Here is a 21,558-nt window from a genome sequence, read left to right as displayed (position 1 = left end):
TTACAGCTTTCGTAGTTATTGGCTATTTGACTGGCGGATCAACTCCTGCAGTTTGTCATAGGCGGCACCCGAAGCGATACACGCCCGTGCCATCGCAAACCCTTCTGCTAGCGTGGTGGCTTTGCCGTTAGCGTAAAAGCCTAACCCTGCATTTAAGACCACCGTTTCTAGATAAACGGAGGGTTGATTTTTCAACACCGCAGTTAAGATCGCCGCATTTTGAGCGGCATCCCCGCCGACGATCGCCTCGATCGGCGCTGGCGTAAAGCCGTACGCTTGTGGATCCAAAGAAAAATTGGCTACCTCTCCTCCTTGATAAAAGCTGATCGCAGTTTCACCTGCCAAATTGGCTTCATCCATTCCATTGCATCCATGGATCACCATTGCTCTTTGCCGACCAAGACTGCCTAACGCCTGAGCGGTGTCGGCCAAGCTCTCGCCTGCGTAAGTCCCAATCAGTTGCGTAGTCAACGGAACAGGATTGATCAAGGGGCCTAATAGATTAAAAATCGTTGGCGTTGCTAATTCTTGCCGTATCTTCATCACTGCTTTCATGCCGGGATGCAACGAGGGAGCGAAGAGAAACGCGATGCCGACAGTCGTTAATAGCTCAGCGATTTTTTCTGGTGATGCTTGGATCGATACCCCCAAGCAGGCTAAGACATCGGCACTGCCTGAACGACTAGAGATACTGCGATTGCCGTGTTTTGCCATCGTGATTCCCCCAGCTGCTAACACGAAAGCAGCCGTAGTGGAGACATTAAAACTATTGGAGTGATCGCCGCCAGTACCGCAATTGTCCATGGCGTCTCCTCCTTCATAAGGAATGGTCACGGCATGCTCTAACATGATTTCCGCTAAAGCGGTCAATTCGGCGGCTGTGATGCCGTTGATCTTCATCGCAACTAACGCTGCCCCCAATTGACTTTCTGAAAACATCCCGCTTAAAATTCCTTGAGCAAAGTGGCGCATCTCCTGATAACTTAAATGACTGCCATTAAAAAGCTGCTGGGTGATTTGCTGCGGCTGCTGTATTTTGACTGCTTCCATAATTGTTCCTCCTTTTTCATTTGCTGCTTTTTGCTGAGTTTTCTGGAATGAGTTCAAGAAACCGTTGGATAAAAAATGCCCCTTCGTTTGTCCCCATTGATTCAGGGTGGAATTGAAGTCCTACGATCGGCTTTTGTCGATGCTGGATCGCCATGATGATCCCTTTTGTTTCAGCCAACACCTCAAATTGTGCAGGAAGGGTCGCTGGCTCAATAACCAGCGAGTGATAGCGCATGACAGTCATGTCTCCTAGGTAGGTTTCGAATACGCCTTTTTTCTGATACGTAAGGCTCGATTGCTTGCCGTGCATAATGGCTGGTGCTTGGACCACTTGGGCACCAAACGCTTCACCAATGGCTTGATGACCTAAGCAGATCCCTAAAAGCGGCTTGCTATTGTGATATGTTTTGATCAAAGGAATCATGAATCCTGCCTCTGCGGGACGTCCTGGTCCTGGGGAAAAAATGATGGCATCTGCTTCTTCAGCAACAAGGAAAAGGTCTGGATCATCATTTCGCAAGACGACTGTTTCTTCTGGACAGAGCTGGAGAAGATTGTAAGTAAACGAATCATAGTTATCGACGAGTAAGATCATTGGCTGACACCTCCAATAGTGCTTTGGCTTTGTGTAAGGTTTCGTGGTATTCAGATGAGGGATCAGAATCATAAACGACACCCGCCCCTGCCTGGACATAAGCGATCGCGTCTTTCAAAACCATTGTCCGAATCCCGATGGCAAAATCCGCTTGATCGTTTCGAGAAAAATACCCAACGGCTCCCGCATAGACCCCTCTTCGAACAGCTTCCCATTGATAGATGCGAGTCATGGCACGAATCTTTGGTGCCCCGCTGACCGTGCCTGCTGGCAGGGTTGCTTTCAAGGCATCCATTGCCGTCACACCTGCTCTGCGCTTGGCAGCCACAACCGAAACGATATGCATGACATAGCGGTATTTCTCAATCACCATGTATAAAGGAACATGAACCGTGCCATGTTCAGCGATTCGGCCCAAATCATTGCGCCCCAGATCGATCAGCATTTGGTGCTCTGCACGTTCTTTTTCATCTGCTAATAGTTCCGCCGCCAAAGCTTCGTCTTCTGCTTTGGTTGCCCCTCGTTTGCGGGTACCAGCGATTGGATTTGTGGTGATCGTTGTTCCTTGAACCCGAATCAAGCTTTCAGGTGAACTGCCGATCACTTTGAATCCGTGATCGAAATCAAGATAATAGAGGTAGGCAGACGGATTCGTCACTCGCAGTTTTCGGTAATAGTCAAAAGGATCTTGCGTAAATGCTGCTTGCAGACGTTGGGAAGGAACCACTTGAAACATATCCCCTGCCGTAATTCGGGCTTTTGCCTCACGAACGATCATTTCATAGGCATGTTGAGTAACATTACTTGTAAAATGCAGCTTTTCATTCGATAACCCACGGGTCTCAGCTGCGACTGGTGTCCTTAATTGCTGCTGCACCGCTTGGAGTACCTGCTCCATCTCGGCGGTCCCCCTTTGGCTGTAGCAATTTTCAAGGATGATCGTCAAGGTTTCCCTTTGATGGTCCAGAACGAGAAAGGTTTCAAAAAGCCAAAAGGCCATATCAGGCACCTGCAATTCATCTGCTGGCAATTGTCCAATGTCTTCATAGCAAGCTGCGATATCATAGCCCGCATACCCGATCGCCCCACTTTGCAACGGCAGATCCGATAAAGCGGTGATTTCTTTTTTGACTACATACCGTTCCATTTCTTTTAAAGGGTCCTGACAGGGATACTTGTTGATCGTTTTTTCCAAAAGATCCTCTACTTGAAAAACACCATCCTTAAAGGTTAGTTTCTGAACAGGATCAAAGGTGAGGATCGAATAGCGTCCCGTATCTTCTTCTCTGGGAATACTTTCCAGTAAACATTTATGCGCCCCTTGAATCCGTAAAAACACTGAGACAGGTGTCAAACAATCGCTGTTGATTCGTTCCATTCGATACATAAGCTGCTCCTTTCTTTGTAAACAAAAAGCCCTCAAGCAAACATCATAAAAACGTCTGCTTGAGGGCGAATGACCGCGGTACCACCTCAATTGAAAGTTGCCTAAAAAAGCAACTTCTTCTCTATCAACCGTCTAACAACGGTCTTCCTCTATAACGGGAGTTCCCGCATTTTCCTACTGCCAAAAAAGGGTTCAAAAAATGATCGGCTAAGGCCATTTCCTTGATTTCTTGGTATCGGACTCTCATCACCGCCGACTTTCTGTAACCAAAAAAGACTCAAGTACTTCTCTTAGTTTGATTTTACGTTTATTTTTCTATTGGTTGAAGGGCAAGAAAAACAAAAAAGCCCTCATGCAAACAAATTCGTCTGCATGAGGGCGATTACTCACGGTGCCACCTCAATTGGTTCTCTAGATCGTCTATCAACGATCGTTCTCTGTAACGGGAGATCCCGAAAAAAGCCTACTGATTTCAGCCTTTCGACACAAAAGTCCATTTCTGAAGCGTCAATCTGCTGATTTACACCACCATCAGCTCTCTGCAAGACGAACGTCCTCATACTTCTCTTTTGTTTGGTCTTTACTAGTTATTGGTAGCTATATTACGTGGCTTTTGCTGATCTGTCAACAGAAAAAAGCGAATTTTCTTTTTTTGTCTCCTTTTGACAATACAAGAAAACAACCTACAATGGGTTGCCTTAACCAAAATAAATAGACATTCTTTTGGACAAAAATCGCCTTCACTTCTTTCAGCGTATTTAATTATAGCTGCTACTCTATTTAAATAATATTTGTTTTTTTATAACCCTTACGTGAAGATCAAAGAGTGAAAGCTTTGCTATAATTTTGCCAAAAAATCGACATTTATCCAAAATTTTCATAACATCATGAAAAAACAGAATTGTTATTTGAAATATTCTTCTATATGATTGAACCGAATGTAAGAAAGGGTGATTAAATGCACATAGACAAATTATATTTTTCCACCTTTATTTATAAAATGAGCTGCTTAGAATTTACTTACTCTCTCATTCAATCCAATGAGAAAAAAGTCGAATTATCCGAGGAAGAACAAGCAGAAATTGAATGGATCATCAATTCTGCGCTCCATCGAAAACTCTACGCCTCTCGCAAAAAGAGTCTTTTTTCCTCAAAAATAAAATTGTCGAAAGAAAGTTATTCTATGTATTTGCGTATGAAGAAATACGAACACATGATAGACCTCTAACCGTTAAAACACATAAAACAAACGCATTCCTTTAGACAGTTACTTAGAAGGTTGCCGATCCCAGCTTTTTTAATAAAAAAAACATCATCCAGTGAATTGGAAATAGCAAAACTTGCCTTTTTCGTATAAAATCAAAAAGAACACGAAAGAGTTGTCTTTCATCAAAACAGTCAATGTGACTCTTTTGACCTTCAAGACTCGGAAAGGAAGTTTTTGTCATGGATGGGATGATGAAAAAAATCATTACGGAGAAGGATTTATTACGTCAGATCCTTCTCTTGGAACAACTGGCGAATCACAAAATGATCACTGCCAAGCAACTAGCAAAATTGATCGATACGACGGAGCGAACCGTTTTTTCCGATCTAACCTATATTCGCCAACAATTGCCTGATGGTTGGCAGATCGAAGCTGCCAGTAGTGGCTTTGCTCTGACCCATGATGGGCCATTGTTGATGAGTCAGCTCTGGGAAACGTTTTTCCCTCAATCGATCGGTGTTTCTTTGATGAAAGCATTGCTTTTTTCCAGCGAACTCCGTACGCAAGATATTCTTAGCCAAACAGGGACATCCTATGAGACCTTGCGACGACATGTGACAAAATTAAACAAAAGTCTCACTGATTTTTCGTTGCGGATTCGGATCACCAATCGCATGATCCGCTTTGAAGGAAGTGAGATCAACATCCGTGTTTTTTTTCATCGCCTGTTGCTGCCATACACCCATAACAATTACTTTTTTGAGGAATATACGATTCATGAGTCCCACTATTATCATTTCTTGGATCGCTTAGCAAAAGCCAAGCTGCAGATCGAAGTGGAACAAATCTACGGTACCTGCTGGTTTTTTATCAATACGATTCGCATCAAAGCCAATTGCCGTATCGATTCCTTTGAATTTCAGGGGGACGATCCCCTTTATAGCCTTTTCCAACAGCCATTAAGCCAGCTGTATCAAAAAGAAGGCGTTTATTTAGAACGCAGCGAACACTTCTTTAGCTTCTACTGCTTCTTAGAAAGTTGGAACTACAATAACGACTGGTCCGCAACGATCCAAGCAACCCTTGAATCCTACCAAACCATTTATCAGAAAACGACCCATTTTGTTGGAAAACTAGACCGCTTGTTGCAGTTGTCTTTAGCTAGTGATACACAACTGATTGAGAATCTACTGTTGCTTTTGATCAAATCGCAAGAGTCAGCCAAGCTCTCAGAATTGTTCGGGCTCGAATTTCACGAGATCCAACGGTTAAATCAACCCTATTCGCTATCGATCGAAGCGACGATCCATGACTTTTTAGAAGAGCAAACAGCCAGTCAATCGGAAATGAGTTTTCCATTATGGTCAACCACCACCTTACTGATCCAACAAGCGATTTTACAGATCAATCCCATTCGCGCAAAAGGGTATTTTGTTTTCCAAGGTGAGCCTGCCTGGAAAGCTTATCTCCTGCAAGAATTGAATGACTTCCTCGGTGCCCGCATCCTTTTATCGGCGATCGAGCCTGGTCAACTAGAAGCGTTGGCGGAAATCGAGGTTGATTTTATTCTCTCAAATTTCCCTTTAGAGGAAGTATCTGTTCCAGTTTTTTACTTATCGATGGTACCAACGAAAAATGAGCTCAATCAAGTGACTGAGCTCATCCAAACCTATTATTTAAGCTATCGCTAGAATCATCAAGCTGCCGCTACTGCTTCACTGGAGCGGCTTTTTGCCGTCCTTGCAGCTTATTCGTAATAAATTTCTCACCCTCAACGACTGCGAAAAGGAGTGCGCCGTTAGCAGCGATACTCAACTGCTGCATCAAGGTCAAAGAACCGATCCCTAAAAGCTGGTGTCCTAGAGGGGTTAGGAAAATCGCTGCCTGTAATACGATCAGCAGTGAAAGAGAAACGAATAGCGCTCGGTTGGCAAACAGTTGGCGATTCAAGGCTGGCTTGACCAGCTCCCGACAGTTCAACAAGTAGACCGCTTGGGCAAAGACGATACTTTGCAGCAGCATGCTTTGCTGAAGGACCGTTCCCTCAAATTGAACCGCTAAGACGTAAGAAGGAATCATGATCAACAGCGAGACGTAGAAGATGCGGAACAAGCTGTACCAAGACAAGATGCCTTCTTTGATTGGCCGTGGTGGTCGATTCATGACATCCGCACTTGCCTTTTCAAAACCGAGTGCGTAAGAAAGCGTGATCGTTGTCACCATATTTACCCATAAAATTTGGACAGGTGTCAGTGGCAGTGGTCGGTTCAACAAGAGTGCCGCAATAACGATCAATCCTTGAGCAACCGCAGTTGGTAAGAAGAAGTTGATGGTTTTCTTCAAATTATCGTAGATTCGACGACCCACTCGGACGGCATTGGCGATCGTATGAAAATTATCGACTGCCAAAACCATATCGGCTGCTTGCTTGGTTACTTCACTGCCTTTGATCCCCATAGCGATCCCAATATCGGCTTTTTTCAGCGCTGGTGCATCGTTTACGCCATCACCGGTCATTCCGACGATCTCTTCATTCGCCTGCAAAGCACTAACGATCCGTAATTTATGCTCAGGGGTCGTTCGAGCAAAGATGTCTGTCTTTTGAACTGCTTGCTGCAATTCTTCCTCCGACAACAGATCGATTTCTAGCCCTTCCAACACGTGATTCGTGTGCTTCAAGCCAATTTGCTTGCCGATGGCTTGAGCGGTCTTGCCATGGTCTCCTGTGATCATTTTGACTTGGATGCCCGCTTGCAAGCACTCTTTTACCGCTTTGATGGCACTGTCTTTCGGAGGATCAATGATACCAGCGATCCCGACAAAGGTTAAATTGGTTAGCCCTTCGTGGGACAAGGACTCCTGCGCCGACAGCGTCAGATGCGCAAAGCCGATCAGCCGCTGCCCTTTCGCTGCTAATTTTGCACTTTCATCTAACCACCATTGCTTTTGATCTGAAGTCAGTTGGCTTTTCTCAAGCAATACTTCGGGCGCACCTTTGACAAAAACTACCGAGGCATTCGGCTCTTCTTGATTTTGATGGCGTGTTGCCATGTACTTGTAAGAGGAACTAAAAGGAATCTTATCGACTGTTTTACGCAATGGTTGCTGCGCTGATTCTGCGTATTGTAACAAGGCTTTTTCGGTTGGGTTCCCAACGAGATCCGCAGCCTTTTGTCCTTCGTCTTGCTTCAAGTCTTGACAATTTGCCATGATATCAAGCACCGTTGCTTTATCCACGTTTGACTCAACTAAAACATCGACGACCGTCATTTCATTTTTGGTCAAGGTTCCTGTTTTGTCTGAACAAATCACCGTCATGGCACCTAGTGTCTCCACTGATGGCATCGTTTTGATGATTGCTTGCTCCTCAGACATTTCCTTGACACCCATCGATAAAATCATGGTCAGCACGGCTGGCAAGCCCTCAGGAATCATCGCTACCACTAAGGCGATACCTGATGAGAACAAGAGATCAAGATCAAAGCCGTAGCGGAAGGTAGTAAAGAAGATCAAGAAAACCACTAATCCGATAATGCCTTTAAAGATTTGGTGATTCAATTGCTTCATTTTTTTGATCAACGGGGTTTCTTGCGCTTTCACAGACTGAATTGCTTGATTGATCTGGCCGATTTGTGTATCGTCGCCTGTTTCAACGACGATCCCGCTGGCAGTTCCGCTTTCTACATGGGTACCAGAAAACGCCATGTTCCGCTGGTCACCAATTGTACTTTCTTGAGTAATATGCTCGGTCATTTTTTGAACAGGCTCAGATTCGCCAGTTAAAATCGACTCTTCAATCACAAGATCATGGGTTTCGATCAAGCGCATATCTGCTGGTACAACATCTCCTGGTCCTAAAACGACTAAATCTCCATTTACTAAGGAAGAAACAGCAATTTTCTTTTTGCGGCCGTGAACATAAATCGTTGCTTCTTGCCCCATGAACTGCTTCAATCCATCCAGTGATTCTTGGGCTTTGCGCTCTTGCCAGTAGCCGACGAATCCATTGATGACGACGACCGCCATAATAAAGCCGCTTTCGATATAATCACCAGAAATCCCTTTTAAGACGGCTGCGACGATCAAGACCAACATCAGTAAGTCGGTAAAGTGCTTGCCGACTTTCTTCCATGTGGGGATCTGCGCTGCCTCAGTAATTTTATTTTCACCTTGCTTTGCTAAACGCTGGTTGCGTTCTTCGGAGGAAAGGCCCTGCCGTGTTGTTTGCAATGTGTGTAATAGTTCTTCTGTTGTGTTTTTGTACCAATTCATATTTTTTTCCTCCTTGTTTATTTATTTGATCTGAACATAGTATAAGACATTGAAACCATAAAATTCTGGCGATAATTTCAGCGGGGCCTGAAAAAAATGAGTGCTTTTCTTAAAGGGGAAGAGCGGCTTGGTCGCGTGGCTTCACACAACCAACTGAAAACGTCCGTTGATTGTTTTTGCAGGTGGAATCAAGTAAACTAGGACACACCCAATCAATTTCTATCTGTCCATCATCCAAAGGCAAGATAGACGAAAGGAGCCAAAGAAATGGCAATCTATACCGATACAAAAATCGCTCAAGGACCTTTTCTTTTCATTTCTGGTCAAACGCCGTCGCAAGACGGAGCCACACCTGAGGCCCCGCAAGAGCAAACAACCATCGTTTTGAAAAAGATCGAACAGCTTCTATCAGCCAATCAACTGTCCTGGTCATCAGTGGTCAAAATGACCGTCTTTTTAACAGATGCTGCCTACTTAGCTGCTGTCCGTACGGCGTTTACAACTATTTTGGCAGAAAACAAACCAGCCATGAGTCTCGTCATCGTTGCCGGCTTGGTTGCCCCTGAATTTAAAGTAGAGATTGATGCACAAGCTACCTTGGCTTAAGCACAGAGAAAAACACCAAAAAAACTTCGTACAAAAGGCAGTAGCCAATACGAAGTTTTTTTGGTGTTATCTTCTTATTCAGTCCTATTTTAAGTGTCTGATTCAGTCTTTTTTTGCCACTGCTCCACAAAACCAGCGATGGCTTGAGCAGCCTGTTGAGCATTCACTAAGGTTCGCTTTTTCTCCATCGCTTCTGTCAACGAAATCGGACCTTGCTGGATACAAAAGACGGCAGATAGTAGTTGCGGTAGTTTTCCTAGATCGTCGCTTCGGGAGCCGCAGATGGCAACAACTGGGACCTGATGTTTGTGGGCGAGCAACGCGACGCCATAGGGTACTTTTCCCTTAGCGGTTTGCCCATCGATGCGTCCTTCACCCGTGATCAACAAATCTGCTTCTTTGATTTTTTCCTCAAACCCAACCAATGAAGCGATCGTCGCAAATCCTGGAACCAATTGACCACCTGCCAAACGAACAGCACCACCAAGCCCACCTGCCGCACCAGCACCAGGGACTTCCAGATCGATCCCCGTGGTCCGCTTGATGTGCTCAGCCAAGCGCTTTGCCTGCTGATCCAACTGCTGGATCGTTTCTTGGGATGCCCCTTTTTGCGGACCAAAAACCTGCGCAAATCCCTGATTGCCAAAATAGGGATTCGTTACATCGGCTAATGCAAATAGGTCAATTTGTGCAAGCAGAGGGTTCAACTGGCTGAGCGCCAGAGATTCTGCTTGCAGCAAAGGATTGTTTTCCATCCGCTCGTTTCTTTGAATGGTTGCTCCTAGCGCAAGTAAAAAGCCTACACCCCCATCAGAAGTGCCGCTACCGCCAAGGGTCAGGTAAATTTTTTTCACACCTTGCCTGCAAGCTGCTAAGACCATTTGGCCTAAACCAAAAGAAGAGCTATTGCGGGTGGTCTCGTCACTAGGTTCCACGAGTTGCAACCCAATCACTTCTGCAGATTCAATCAGGGCAATTTTTTCTTCCTTGATTTTTGTGACCAACATACGGGCTTGCAACTTACCGCCTAATGGAGCGGTCACTGAAACCGTTTCGTAATTGCCTCCCAGCGCAGCAATGACTGCTGCCATTGACCCTTCTCCCCCATCAGCGATTGGGATACTGCGTGTTTCCCACTGGTCTGAAAAACCGCTTAAGACCGCTTGATTTAGTTCTGCGGAAGTGGTACTTCCTTTGAAGGAATCGATCGCTGCTACAACTTTCAATTTTCTACCTCTCATTTACGATCATCTCTTTCCCAAAGATTGGAATACTTCGCCTTATAATCAACTTTTAGTTAATTAAATCAACCAAAAATTAACTAGCAATCCATTGTAAGTCATCTCTTATCCTCTTATGATAGAAGTATACCAAACAAACCTATCGGAGGTGCACTATGGACTTACCAATTGGCGAGGAAATCGCTCGGAGAAGAAAACAACGAGGTATTACCCAGCAAGAATTAGCAGTGTTTATGAATGTGTCCAAAGCATCCGTTTCGAAATGGGAAACGGGACAGTCTTATCCAGATATCACCTCGCTGCCCTTATTAGCAGCGTATTTTGATTGCAGCGTCGATGAATTATTAATTTTGGACTCGCAGCTATCCCCTAAAGAGATCCAACGCATCTATCAATTACTAAAAGACGCCTTTCAAACAAAAACACCAAGCGAAGTCCTCGCGCTGGCACAAAGTTTTACCAAACGGTATTACTCTTGTTACCCGTTCTTGTTACAGATGGGCTCCTTTTACTTAAATCATTGGGATCTTTTGCCAGATGTCCCTGTAGCAGATAGCTCAGAAGGACACCCCTCTGAAGAAGCCTTAATGGAAGCGAAAAAAACTACCTATTTGAAAGAAGCAGAAATCCTTTACCAACGGATCATTGCGCATGGTGACAATGCGTTAGCACAACAAGCGCAACAAATCGAAGCCTATTGTCTGCTGATGAGAAACAAACCCGATGAGGTCTTGGCGATCCTTGGCACGAAAACTCTCTCTTTTTTACCTAGCGAACCGTTGATTGCCGCCGCATTTCAGCAAAAAAATCAATTGCAACAAGCTGAGATTGTGACGCAAAGTGCGATTTACCAATACTTGATTCTTTTTATGAGCTTACTGACAAATTATTTGGCAATGCTCACACAAGACGAGGAGCAACTGGAAAAAACCTTTGCACGTGGGCTGGCACTCAGCGAGAGCTTCCAACTGGCCCAGCTGCATCCCCTTTCTTTACTGAATTTTCTAGCCGCTGGGATGGTTTCTTTTGCCGCTTTAGGAAAAGAAAGCTTATTGCTGCAAGCATTAACGCTGTATGTGAAAACATTAGCAGACACGCCTGAGGAAATCGTTTTGAAAGGAGACGATTATTTCAACAGCATCGATGAGTGGATCAGCGAATTAGAATTAGGCAGTCAGATCCCGCGGAACTCAGACAATGTCAAAAAGCAATTTCTCGAAATCGCGCAGTTCACACCATTATTTGAACCTTATCTGAAGCAACCACTATTTGAAGAATTATTTCAGCAGCTGCAAAAACTGTCCGAACAAGAAAATGAGCCACAAAGGAGGGCTTCACATGAATAGTGTTTCACTAAATATACCAGAAAATATATCTGATTATTTGCCCGTACTGATCCCCTTGATTGTTTTGCAATTGGTCCTGATCATCTTGGCGGTTCGCGATATTTTAAAACAAGAACAGTTTAAATTCGGCTCCCGTATTCTTTGGCTTTTCATCGCCTGTTTTGTTAGCCTGATCGGTCCTATCCTTTATTTTGCTTTCGGAAAAGAGGACCAACAATAAAGATGATCGAGATCAACCATTTATCCAAGCGTTTTGGGCGCAAACAAGTGCTGCAAGACCTAACCTTTTCGGTTCCAAAGGGCAGCGTTGTGGGGTTTGTCGGGGAAAATGGTGCTGGCAAAACAACGACCATGAAAGCGATTTTAGGATTGCTCCCCATTGATGAAGGCGAAATCACCGTTTGCGGCGAAGTGGTGCAATTCGGCTCAGCCAAGACCAATCGCTGGATCGGCTATTTACCAGATGTACCGCAGTTTTACTCGTTTATGACAGCTGTAGAATATTTGACTTTTTGCGGAAAGATCCAGCCCAATCAAGAACCTTTTCAGCCTCAGCGGGTGATGGAAGTTTTAGCGTTGGTAGGCCTGGAAGCTTCGAAACAAAAAATCGCTGGCTTTTCTCGAGGCATGAAGCAACGTCTTGGATTAGCTCAAGCATTGATCAACCGACCAGCTATCTTGATTTGTGATGAGCCGACCTCTGCACTTGATCCTTTAGGTCGCAAGGCCTTTCTTGATGTATTGGCTAAAATCAAAGAAGAAACGACAGTTCTTTTTTCATCCCATATTCTCGCAGATGTCGAGCAGCTGTCAGATTACATTGCGATTTTGCACAAAGGCCAGATCCAGGCGTTTGAACCGATGGATTCCTTAAAAAAACGTTATCGAAAAACCGCCTTTGGGATTGTCTTTACCAACGAAGGTGACCATTCGAAATTTGCCAATCTGTTAGCATCCCACGGCATTGCGGCAGAAAGAAAGAACAATCAATTACTGATCGACGAAACTGCCGACACGAATGTTGGAAAGCAGTTGCTGCGATTGCTCAATGAACTACAGATAGTACCTGAATCCTTTCAACGGATCGAACCGACTTTAGAGGCGATTTATTTGGAGGTGATCAAATGAAGGTGTTTCTTGTTTTCTTAAAGAAAGAATTTCTCGGTGGTCTTCGCAGCAAAAAACTGCTGATTTGTTTGATTCTGTTTGCGCTGATTGGTATGCTCTCTCCCTTTACCGCGAAAATCATGCCCGATTTGATGGCCAGCATGATGCCAGAATCGATTGAGATCACGATCGCTGATCCGACTGCGATCGATGCATGGCTGCAGTTTTACAGCAATATTGGAACGATTGGTCTGTTGGTATTTGTAGTTCTTTTTACCGATACGCTCTCTGTCGAAATAGCCCAAGGAACCTTTATTCAGCTGATTACGAAAGGATTACCGAAAACGACGATCGTCTGTGCCAAAGCTGGCTATTTAACGATTCTGTGGTCTTTGAGCTACCTCCTAAGTGCCAGTGTCAGTGCTTTTTATACCTTGATCTATTTCGATGACTCCAGCGCTGCCCAAGTCCCTAGCGCATTGTTCAGCTATTGGCTGTTTGGTTTATTAGCGATCAGCATCCTGCTGCTAGGTTCCAGCTTTGCTAAAAGTATCTATCAAGGACTGTTGTTTATTGGCGCTTGTTATCTGATCGGACTGTTAGGTAGTTTGTGGAGCCAATTAACAAATTGGAACCCTTATTCTCTTTCTAGCCAATTTCCTAACTACTTAACTAACCAAATCAAACTAGGAGAACTGATGCCAGCGCTGCTGCTGAGTTGCTTATTGATCATCAGCTGCCTAGCGGGGGCTATTGCTGTTTTGAGAAAAAGAAACTATTAAAAAACCATCGGTGCAAATGTTGTACTGACCTCCTGTAGGTAGACGTTTCGTCTAACTCTTGGGGGTCACTACCTGTTGCACCGATGGTTTGCTTCTGCTAGTTTATTCTAGTTCTGCTGTTTCTTGAACGTTCACTGCTTTTTTTGCCTGTGTTTTTTGCTCGATCCGCATAAAGAAGCGCATGAAAAAGGCAATCAAATAGATAGAGAAAGCGGAAATGAGGGCTTCTTGCCAAGAAAAAATCAGGAGATTCAACAAGATGATGATCAGATTGGTTAAGAAGACACCACTAGACTTTCGAATGCCATAGTATTTTTCCAAAATCAGCGGCGGAATCGTGACCCCACCATTGGAAGCACCGATTTTATAAAGTGAAAAAATACCGAAGCTAAAGAAGAAACTACCTAAAATCAAGGAAACAGAATAAAAACGCAAGAGCATGATCTCTGGTAAAAGCGCCAGAAGAACGGGAAATGCCAGACTGCCGATAACCGTATTGACAAAGACCTCTCGCTTTAAAAGCAAAAATGCCAACGCCAGCATCAATAAATTAATCCCCCAGACAACGATATGACGATTGATCGACCAGCCGGTTTCGATCAGGTAGCCGATCGACCCGACACCAGCAGAAGCAATACTGTGAGGCAAAAGGAAAAAGTTTAATGCGATGCAGATCCACAGCACCCCAAGCAATAAAGCAAGATTTTTTTTGATAAGTGATTCCATCAACGTTCTCCTTTCAATCTGGCAACTAATTTTATGGATAAAAGCTTCTGTCTATTCTATCAAAAAAAGCTCAAAAGAAAGAACCATTTTTTTCATGAAAACATGAAAAAAATGATTCTGAACTTCAAGAAAGCATGTTGGTTTTCATCACAAATGCACAGGCTTTAGGCTGTATAGCAGTGATACATCGCAAGCATTTCTTCTGCGACTGCTTCTTGCCATCCCCCTGGCTGTAACATGCATTCTTCCATTGATGGCAAATGAACAAAGCGAACAGCCAACTCTGAGCCTACAATCAATTGGTAGGACATTAAGCGATTTTTTTGCTGCAAGAGCAGCTGATGCTTTTCAGGGGCAAGAAAAGGCGCTGTTAAGTCTGCCAATTGCTTCAATGCCTCCGATGTACAAAGTCTTTTTTCGGGTGCGACACTGATCAATTGGTTGACCTCTGCTAATTTCATTGCCTCGATCACCCGCAGCGTTGCTCGAGGATCATGGATATCCGTCAAAAAAACCGACTGGCAGCCTTGCAATGCCCGAACGAGTCGTCCTAAATCGAGAAAGTCACCATCAATGATCGTCTCACGCGCAGCATCGATCTCATGCAAACGCTCCGTTGCACGGCGGGCATAGAGTACGAGTGGTCGATTGGTTTTTTCCAAAAGTATTTGCCGTGATCGCTGACCGATCGTGCCAGCAGCACCTAAAATCGCAAGTCGTTTCATAAGCTCCCTTTCATTTTTGAAAAATTCAAGCCTCGTTCTTTAAGTAGAAAAAATGGCTTGTCATAAAGTCTGGTTGACGATATTGGCTTTGCGTTGACGCAGTCGTTCTTCAGTCGGCAGAACATGCTCGTCGTAATGTTCCAATTTGTATTCTAAACGTTCAACAGCTTCCGTCATATCTGAGATTTTCTCCCGCAAAACTGCAATTTGTTCGGCTAACAGCTGCTTGCGCTCAGGAACCGTCCCTCGCCCTTCTTCAAATAAAGCCAGGTAATGACTCAGCCCATCAATCGATAGTCCAGCGTTGCGCATTTGCCTGGTAAAGGTGATCCATTTTAAGTCGTCATCATCAAATTCACGAACACCGTTTTTATTGCGTTTGACCGCCGGGATCAGCCCAATTTTTTCATAGTAACGGATGGTATCAGCTGAGACACCGCTCAGGTCACTGACTTTTTTGATATTCACGGCTTCACTTCCTTGTTTTGTATTTTTTCCTAGATCGTTTTGTATGCTACGAGCCAGAAGCCCTTTTGTAACTCGTTATTCCGCTCCTACCACTGCATGAGGCAAGTATGGCTCTTCCAAATACGCAATCTCTTCGGCAGTCAGCTTTAGATCAAGGGCAGGTAATGCATCCAATAAATGGCTTTCTTTTGTTGCGCCGATAATTGGTGCGACCACTTGTTCTTTTTGTAATAACCATGCCAAGGCGATTTGCGCCCGTTTGCTTTGGTGTTTGTCAGCGATCTGTGCGACCCGCGCCACGATCTCTCGGTCTTGTTCCATCGTTTTGTCGTACTTTTGATTGGCGGTTTTATCCGTTAAGTACCGTTTGGTCTCTGCACCCCAATCTCTTGTTAACCGTCCGGCAGCCAATGGGCTATATGGCGTCACGGCAATTTTTTGATCGGCACACAAGGGCATCATTTCTCGCTCTTCTTCTCGATAAAGCAAGTTCAAGTGATTTTGCATCGAAACAAATTTGGTCCAGCCATTTTTTTCAGCGACTGCTTGTGCTTTGGCAAATTGCCAAGCGTACATCGCAGATGCGCCGATATAGCGTACTTTTCCAGAAACTACCAAATCATGTAATGCCTTCATGGTTTCTTCAATTGGCGTGTGGTAATCCCAACGATGGATGATATACAGATCAATGTAGTCCATTTGCAGGCGTTTTAAGCTTTGTTCGACTTGATAAAAAATCGCTTTTCGGGATAAGCCTCCACTGTTAGGTCGCTGTTTCATTTTAGAATATAGTTTTGTGGCAACCACGATCTCATCCCGGGGTGCAAAATCATTCAATGCTCGACCGACGATTTCTTCGCTCGCTCCATAAGAATAGACATTTGCCGTATCAAAAAAGTTGATGCCCAGATCCAAGGCTTTTTTGATGACTTCACGACTGTCGTCTTCTTCTAACACCCACTCATGAAACCCGCTGTTGGGATCGCCAAATCCCATTGTCCCTAAACACAAAGGTGACACATCAAGTCCTGTATTGCCAAATTTTACATAGTCCATTTGTACGTCCTCCTGTTTTTTTAAGTTACACTAAGCATACAGGTTGAAGTGCACTCTAAGTCAAGCGAATCTATAAACTTTTTTTTATTTTACTGTCAATTGACTCAAAAGGACATGCTTTTTGTCGTGCGTTTCATTTCAAATCAGCTTTTGGTACACTAAAGATAAGTATTGATACGCTATCTAGCCGAGAAAAAGGAGCGAAAGATTTTGACTTGTATTTTTTGTACTGCCTCAAAACATGCGATCATTGAAAACGAACGCTTTTATGCGATCGCTGATAAGTACCCCGTCACCCTGGACACTTGCTATTGATCCCCAAAGCGCATCGCAGGGATTATTTTGCTCTCACCCAAGAGGAATTACAAGACTTGCAGGCTTTGTTGCAGGAAGGCAAAGCTTATTTATTGGAAACCTATCGACCAGACGGCTTCAACATCGGCTTCAATTGCGGGGAGGCTGCTGGACAGACGGTCTTTCATTGCCATTGTCATTTGATCCCACGCTACCAAGGCGACGTGGAGCAGCCAAAAGGCGGCGTTCGAGGCGTGATTCCTAACAAGCAAGCCTACTAAACACAAACAAGCCGTTTCTCCAGCAAAGGGAAACGGCTTGTTTATGTTTGTTAAAATGAGGACGCTTAGGAATTGATCGCTGAATGATTCATCAATCGATTGATATGAACGCCTAGATAGACGATTTCATTGACAGGGATCTTCGTTTGGTATTCTTTATCGATATAGGCTTTGACTTTTGTCGCAATCTCCATAGCATTCGGATAAAGAGCCCACATTTGACGGTATAGTCCTTCATCTTCTTCTTGCAGCAGCCCATCCAAAAAGAATCGGTCAACGAAGAAACGCACGTGGGTGATAAAGCGATTGTAATGGATCGAATTGGTGTTGACGTCTTGCTGGATCGAGTAGCGCACCATATTGACGATCAACCCGATCAATTTGGCCTTTTTCAACCCATCTTGATTTTCCTCGGTGTTCGACTGGGCATTGATCAAATGAAACGCGATATTGGAGGCTTCTTCTTCTGGCAGCTCAATTTGATACTTCTCTTTCAACAAACGTAGTGCCTGTTCGGCGGCTCGAAATTCCTCTGTATAGTAATTCTTGATTTCCCAATAGAGCCGATTCGTCACACTCAAGCCTTTTTGCTGACGTTCTACAGCAAAGTGCAAGTGATCCGATAAGGTGAGGTAAATCGTTGAATTTAGCGGATATGGCAGCATTTTTTGCGCCAGCTGGACGATTTCTTTGGTCATTTCAAAATAGTACAACGGAATCTCATCCACTAAATCGGCAAACTGACCTGATTTTTTTTCATCGATTGGCAGAAAAACTTGATCGATCTGGGTATCGGCTATGCTGTCGCCGACTTTCTTTCCATAGCCGATGCCTTTCCCAAGTGCAATCATTTCTTGGCCTTCCTTATCAACAAGTACGACACTTGAATTTAAGACTTTCTTGATGTAAATCATGCACTCTCGCTCCTCACTGTTTATTCTGCCAAACTTGCGCCATTGGTGGCAATCACTTCTTTGTACCAGTCGAAGGAATCTTTTTTCAAACGGTCATAACTGCCGTTTCCTTCATCATCGGCATCCACATAAATGAAGCCATAGCGTTTCGTCACTTGTGACGTACCAGCACTGACCAGATCGATCGGTGCCCAAGAAGTATAACCAATCAAATCGACCCCTTCATCGATGGCTTCCTTCATTTGTTTGAAGTGTGCCTTGAAATAATCGACCCGATACGGATCATGCACTTGGCCGTCTTCAAGGACATCCACGGCGCCCATACCATTTTCAACGATCATTAATGGCACTTGATACCGATCATACAATGAAAGCAAGGAGATTTTCAAGCCTTTAGGATCGATCTGCCAGCCCCATTCAGTTGATGGCAGCTTGGGATTTTTTACCCCTAAAACCGTATTGCCCGGTGTCCGTTCGGCATTTGGATCACCTGATTCGGCCATAGACATATAATAACTAAAGGAAAGAAAATCAACGGTGTGATCTTTTAAGATTTGGCGGTCTTCTGGTGCCATTTCAATCTTGATCCCGCGTTTTTCCAGATCTTTTTCAATCATTCGCGGATAAGTCCCTTTGACTTGAACGTCCGCATAAAAATCATTTTCCAAGTTTTTCTTTAAGGTCAATTCAACATCCAATGGGTCACAAGTCAATGGATACGTCATTAGTTTCGTTAACATACAGCCAACTTTATTGTTTGGGTTTTTCTCATGAGCGATTTTGGTCACTAATGAGCTGGCAACAAATTGGTGATGGAGCGCTTGATACACCTCTTGCTCTTCTTTGCCTGCTTCTGATTGTTCTGGAATGATGCCTGCTGTTGTAAAGGGATGACGATGGATACTGTCGATTTCGTTAAAGGTCAGCCAATATTCCACATACTCCCCAAATTCTTCGAAACAGACGGCTGCAAAGCGGACAAAGTCATCGATTACTTTACGTTCCACCCAGCCATTGTACTTCAAGCTAAGGGCTAGCGGCATTTCATAGTGAGACAACGTTACGATCGGTTTGATCCCCAAGCGCTGCATTTCTTGAAAGACATTGCGGTAAAAAGCGATCCCTTCTTGATTGGGTGTCGTTTCTTCCCCGGTTGGGAACAAACGGGTCCACGCAATCGACAATCGCAACACTTTAAAGCCCATCTCCGCAAACAAAGCCAAATCTTCTGGATAGCGGTGATAGAAATCGATTCCTCGCCGTTTTGGATAGATGGTATCTGTTGGATCTGCCATCGCTTCTTTGACGGCTTCTACGGTCACGCTCATGTGCGCCGCATAATCTTTGTTATCGACATGAGGTTTGTAGGTCGCCACATCCGCCACCGACAAGCCTTTGCCGCCAAGATTCCAACCTCCTTCTACTTGATTTGCGGCGATAGCGCCACCCCATAAGAAGTCCTTTGGAAAAGTTGTTTCAGTCATTTTTTCAATCCCCTTTTTTACATTGTTTTTGTTGCATTGCTCATTTGTTTAGACGAGCGGTGCGATCGATAGGACACCTTGGTCGCTTTGCTCATCGGTTGATTCGATCGTTTTGACCGTAAAGTTTTCTTGATTGGTGACCACACAGATCACGATTGGATCAAAACCAGCTGCTTTGATGGCATCTAGATCGAATTGGATCAGCGGTTGTCCTTGTTTCACTTGATCCCCCGCTTTTACGTAAGGGGTAAAGTGTTTGCCTTCTAGTTGAACGGTATCCAAGCCGATATGAAAGAGCAATTCTGCGCCATTGCGGGTTTTTAACCCGATCGCATGGTTGGTTTCAAACAACATTGTGATCTCGCCATCTTCAGGTGCGATCAATTCGCCAGACGTCGGAATGATCCCGAACCCTTCTCCGATCATGCCGCTTGAAAAGACTTCATCGTTGACTTCAGATAAAGCTACCACTTGCCCATCTACTGGTTTGCTCAATACTTCGGCTTTGGGATCGGCAACCGTCGTCTTATTTTCTACCACTTTGTCTTTGAATAAGAAAAGGACAAGGACAAAAGAAACAGCAAAGGATACCCCTAACGTGACCAATGCCCACACAAGATTCATCGGGTTGGCTTCATCCACGAACATAGTGATACTTGCTAGACCAGGGCCAACTAATGCGAAGGCCTTGATGGCAAACAAACCAGCCACCGCTCCACCAACTAGGCTGGAAGCCATCACGCCGTAAAGCACTCGTTTATGCAGGATCGTCACCCCATACAAAGCAGGTTCGGTGATGCCAAAAAGGGCGGAGATGCCTGCAGAAACAGCGGTTGAACGAAGTTTTTGGTCTTTGGTCCGAACACTCACCGCAAAACAAGCACCAGCTTCTGCAATGTTATGTGCCAATGAGGCAGGCAAGTATAACAGCTCTGCCCCCATCTCACTCATGGACGAAACAGCATAGGGAATCATGGCTTTGTGCATACCAGTAACCACCATCAATGGTAAAACAGCGGCTAAAATCCCTGTTGCCACCCAACCTAAATGGGCATACAGCCAAATGATTGCTGCTGAAAAAATCGTTCCGACTTCAAAGCCTAATGGGCCTAAAATCAATAAAGCGACTGGAACCGTAATAACTAAGCTCATCATCGGAACAAAGAAGATACGGATCGGTTTTGGTGAGATTCGGGTAAACAGCTTTTCAATTTGAGCGTAAAATAAAACCGTTAAAATGGCTGGAAATACTTGTGACGCATAGGCGATATTTTGTAAACCGAAGCCCATGAACGCTGCGCCATCTGTCAATAGTGTCGTTAGTTCAGGCAAAATCAAGGCACCGACAGCGGAAACCGCCACCAATTGGTTGACCTTTAATTTATTTGCCGTGGTGATCGCCACTAAAATCGGTAAGAAATACAATGGTGCGCCACCGATCAGATTCAAAATTTGATACGTCTGGCTCGTATTGTCCATCAATCCAGTGACAGAAGTAAGTAACAGTAAGGATTTCAAGACGCCCCCTCCAGCGACTGCTGGAATCAACGGTTGAAAAATCGAGATAATAAAATCAAGCAGGACCGCACCCCACGATTGTTTTTGTTTGCCTTCACTTCCTCCATCCGCTGTTAGCTCATGACCTAACACGTTCATAACCTCATCATACACTTCGACGACATCATTGCCGATGATGACTTGGCATTGGACATTTTGTCGCACCCCAATCACGCCATCGACTTTTTCCAAGGCATCTTTTTGTACGAGGCTATTGTCTTTTAAGGTAAAGCGCAAGCGTGTGGAGCAATGTTCCAAATGTGCGATATTTTCTTTTCCGCCAATCAACTCAACGATGGCAGTTGCCGTTTCTTTTACATTCATAATTTTCTTCTCCTTTAATTAGTTTTCCTTTGTTGGCCAAACAAAGAAAAAAGCAGGCAGCACCTACAAAAACATTGAACGGAATCCAACGATCCCTTCCATGTTTTTTATAGGTCCTGCCTGCATTACCAGTCAC

At 44.4% G+C, this 21,558-nt stretch carries 18 protein-coding genes, 1 pseudogene and 2 other annotated features; of the genes and pseudogenes, 7 read left to right on the top strand and 12 right to left on the bottom strand.

Annotation, left to right across the window (positions count from 1 at the left end):
* Positions 1–15 precede the first annotated feature (15 nt).
* Genes trpD through trpE form a run of 3 tightly spaced genes read right to left on the bottom strand, consistent with a single transcriptional unit; the run spans position 16 to position 3,032 of the window.
* Positions 16–1,050 carry an anthranilate phosphoribosyltransferase gene (gene trpD, locus IGI73_RS05975; RefSeq protein WP_123834024.1) on the bottom strand — a complete coding sequence of 345 codons (1,035 nt, stop codon included), beginning with the start codon at positions 1,048–1,050 and terminating at the stop codon, positions 16–18.
* 16 nt (positions 1,051–1,066) lie between these two features.
* Positions 1,067–1,645, bottom strand: a complete 579-nt coding sequence (locus IGI73_RS05970) for an anthranilate synthase component II (RefSeq protein ID WP_428206362.1) — start codon at positions 1,643–1,645, stop codon at positions 1,067–1,069.
* Positions 1,626–3,032: an anthranilate synthase component I gene (gene trpE, locus IGI73_RS05965; protein WP_428206363.1), complete on the bottom strand. Its 1,407-nt coding sequence runs from the start codon at positions 3,030–3,032 to the stop codon at positions 1,626–1,628. The genes IGI73_RS05970 and trpE overlap by 20 nt, the downstream gene beginning before the upstream one ends.
* Positions 3,033–3,090: 58 nt before the next feature.
* Positions 3,091–3,337: a binding site (T-box leader), on the bottom strand.
* Between the two features lie 66 nt (positions 3,338–3,403).
* Positions 3,404–3,616 (bottom strand) — a binding site (T-box leader).
* 862 nt (positions 3,617–4,478) lie between these two features.
* Here trpE and IGI73_RS05960 point away from each other — a divergent pair.
* Complete coding sequence (locus IGI73_RS05960; RefSeq protein WP_016610327.1) at positions 4,479–5,930, top strand: helix-turn-helix domain-containing protein; 1,452 nt, start codon at positions 4,479–4,481, stop codon at positions 5,928–5,930.
* Positions 5,931–5,946: 16 nt separating this feature from the next.
* Here IGI73_RS05960 and IGI73_RS05955 read toward each other — a convergent pair whose 3' ends face one another.
* Positions 5,947–8,511 carry an HAD-IC family P-type ATPase gene (locus tag IGI73_RS05955; RefSeq protein WP_428206364.1) on the bottom strand — a complete coding sequence of 855 codons (2,565 nt, stop codon included), beginning with the start codon at positions 8,509–8,511 and terminating at the stop codon, positions 5,947–5,949.
* Positions 8,512–8,778: 267 nt separating this feature from the next.
* Between IGI73_RS05955 and IGI73_RS05950 the strand changes: the two genes are divergently transcribed.
* On the top strand, positions 8,779–9,117 hold the full coding sequence (locus IGI73_RS05950; RefSeq protein ID WP_373192088.1) for a RidA family protein: 339 nt from the start codon (positions 8,779–8,781) through the stop codon (positions 9,115–9,117).
* Positions 9,118–9,206: 89 nt separating this feature from the next.
* On the opposite strand, the gene IGI73_RS05945 is transcribed toward IGI73_RS05950, so the two are convergent.
* Positions 9,207–10,343, bottom strand: coding sequence for a glycerate kinase family protein (locus tag IGI73_RS05945; protein ID WP_428206365.1), 1,137 nt, complete (start codon positions 10,341–10,343; stop codon positions 9,207–9,209).
* Between the two features lie 170 nt (positions 10,344–10,513).
* Here IGI73_RS05945 and IGI73_RS05940 point away from each other — a divergent pair, with 170 nt between their 5' ends.
* From IGI73_RS05940 to IGI73_RS05925, 4 genes are read left to right on the top strand one after another with little or no spacing between them, the layout of a single operon-like run.
* A complete protein-coding gene (locus IGI73_RS05940; protein ID WP_309420288.1) occupies positions 10,514–11,704 on the top strand; it encodes a helix-turn-helix domain-containing protein in 1,191 nt (396 codons plus the stop codon).
* Positions 11,697–11,924, top strand: coding sequence for a PLDc N-terminal domain-containing protein (locus IGI73_RS05935; RefSeq protein WP_087627297.1), 228 nt, complete (start codon positions 11,697–11,699; stop codon positions 11,922–11,924). The genes IGI73_RS05940 and IGI73_RS05935 overlap by 8 nt, the downstream gene beginning before the upstream one ends.
* Entirely contained in the window at positions 11,921–12,832 is a 912-nt protein-coding gene (locus IGI73_RS05930; RefSeq protein WP_074535661.1) for an ABC transporter ATP-binding protein, read from the top strand. Before IGI73_RS05935 ends, IGI73_RS05930 begins: the two co-directional genes overlap by 4 nt.
* Positions 12,829–13,593 carry an ABC transporter permease subunit gene (locus tag IGI73_RS05925; RefSeq protein WP_428206366.1) on the top strand — a complete coding sequence of 255 codons (765 nt, stop codon included), beginning with the start codon at positions 12,829–12,831 and terminating at the stop codon, positions 13,591–13,593. The genes IGI73_RS05930 and IGI73_RS05925 overlap by 4 nt, the downstream gene beginning before the upstream one ends.
* A gap of 102 nt (positions 13,594–13,695) precedes the next feature.
* Here IGI73_RS05925 and IGI73_RS05920 read toward each other — a convergent pair whose 3' ends face one another.
* From IGI73_RS05920 to IGI73_RS05905, 4 genes are all read right to left on the bottom strand, one after another.
* Complete coding sequence (locus IGI73_RS05920; protein WP_016610336.1) at positions 13,696–14,319, bottom strand: YitT family protein; 624 nt, start codon at positions 14,317–14,319, stop codon at positions 13,696–13,698.
* A 164-nt stretch (positions 14,320–14,483) separates the two neighbouring features.
* Positions 14,484–15,044: an NAD(P)H-binding protein gene (locus IGI73_RS05915; protein WP_428206367.1), complete on the bottom strand. Its 561-nt coding sequence runs from the start codon at positions 15,042–15,044 to the stop codon at positions 14,484–14,486.
* A 60-nt stretch (positions 15,045–15,104) separates the two neighbouring features.
* Positions 15,105–15,512, bottom strand: a complete 408-nt coding sequence (locus IGI73_RS05910; RefSeq protein ID WP_428206368.1) for a MerR family transcriptional regulator — start codon at positions 15,510–15,512, stop codon at positions 15,105–15,107.
* A gap of 75 nt (positions 15,513–15,587) precedes the next feature.
* On the bottom strand, positions 15,588–16,568 hold the full coding sequence (locus IGI73_RS05905) for an aldo/keto reductase (RefSeq protein WP_005225721.1): 981 nt from the start codon (positions 16,566–16,568) through the stop codon (positions 15,588–15,590).
* Between the two features lie 210 nt (positions 16,569–16,778).
* Here IGI73_RS05905 and IGI73_RS05900 point away from each other — a divergent pair.
* Positions 16,779–17,143: pseudogene (locus IGI73_RS05900) on the top strand (HIT family protein).
* A 65-nt stretch (positions 17,144–17,208) separates the two neighbouring features.
* Here the strand turns inward: IGI73_RS05900 and IGI73_RS05895 are convergent.
* The 3 genes from IGI73_RS05895 to IGI73_RS05885 are packed head-to-tail and all read right to left on the bottom strand — an operon-like array spanning position 17,209 to position 21,422.
* On the bottom strand, positions 17,209–18,057 hold the full coding sequence (locus tag IGI73_RS05895; RefSeq protein ID WP_010747958.1) for a PRD domain-containing protein: 849 nt from the start codon (positions 18,055–18,057) through the stop codon (positions 17,209–17,211).
* Between the two features lie 20 nt (positions 18,058–18,077).
* Positions 18,078–19,541: a glycoside hydrolase family 1 protein gene (locus tag IGI73_RS05890; RefSeq protein WP_428206369.1), complete on the bottom strand. Its 1,464-nt coding sequence runs from the start codon at positions 19,539–19,541 to the stop codon at positions 18,078–18,080.
* Between the two features lie 48 nt (positions 19,542–19,589).
* Positions 19,590–21,422, bottom strand: coding sequence for a beta-glucoside-specific PTS transporter subunit IIABC (locus tag IGI73_RS05885; protein WP_428206370.1), 1,833 nt, complete (start codon positions 21,420–21,422; stop codon positions 19,590–19,592).
* Positions 21,423–21,558: the final 136 nt, after the last annotated feature.

The sequence above is a fragment of the Enterococcus sp. DIV0755f genome (assembly GCF_051713725.1).
In the GTDB taxonomy this organism is placed as follows: Bacteria; Bacillota; Bacilli; order Lactobacillales; family Enterococcaceae; genus Enterococcus_D; species Enterococcus_D casseliflavus.
The sequence above is the reverse complement of the archived record's forward strand: the minus strand, read 5'-3'. Positions and strand labels throughout refer to the sequence as shown.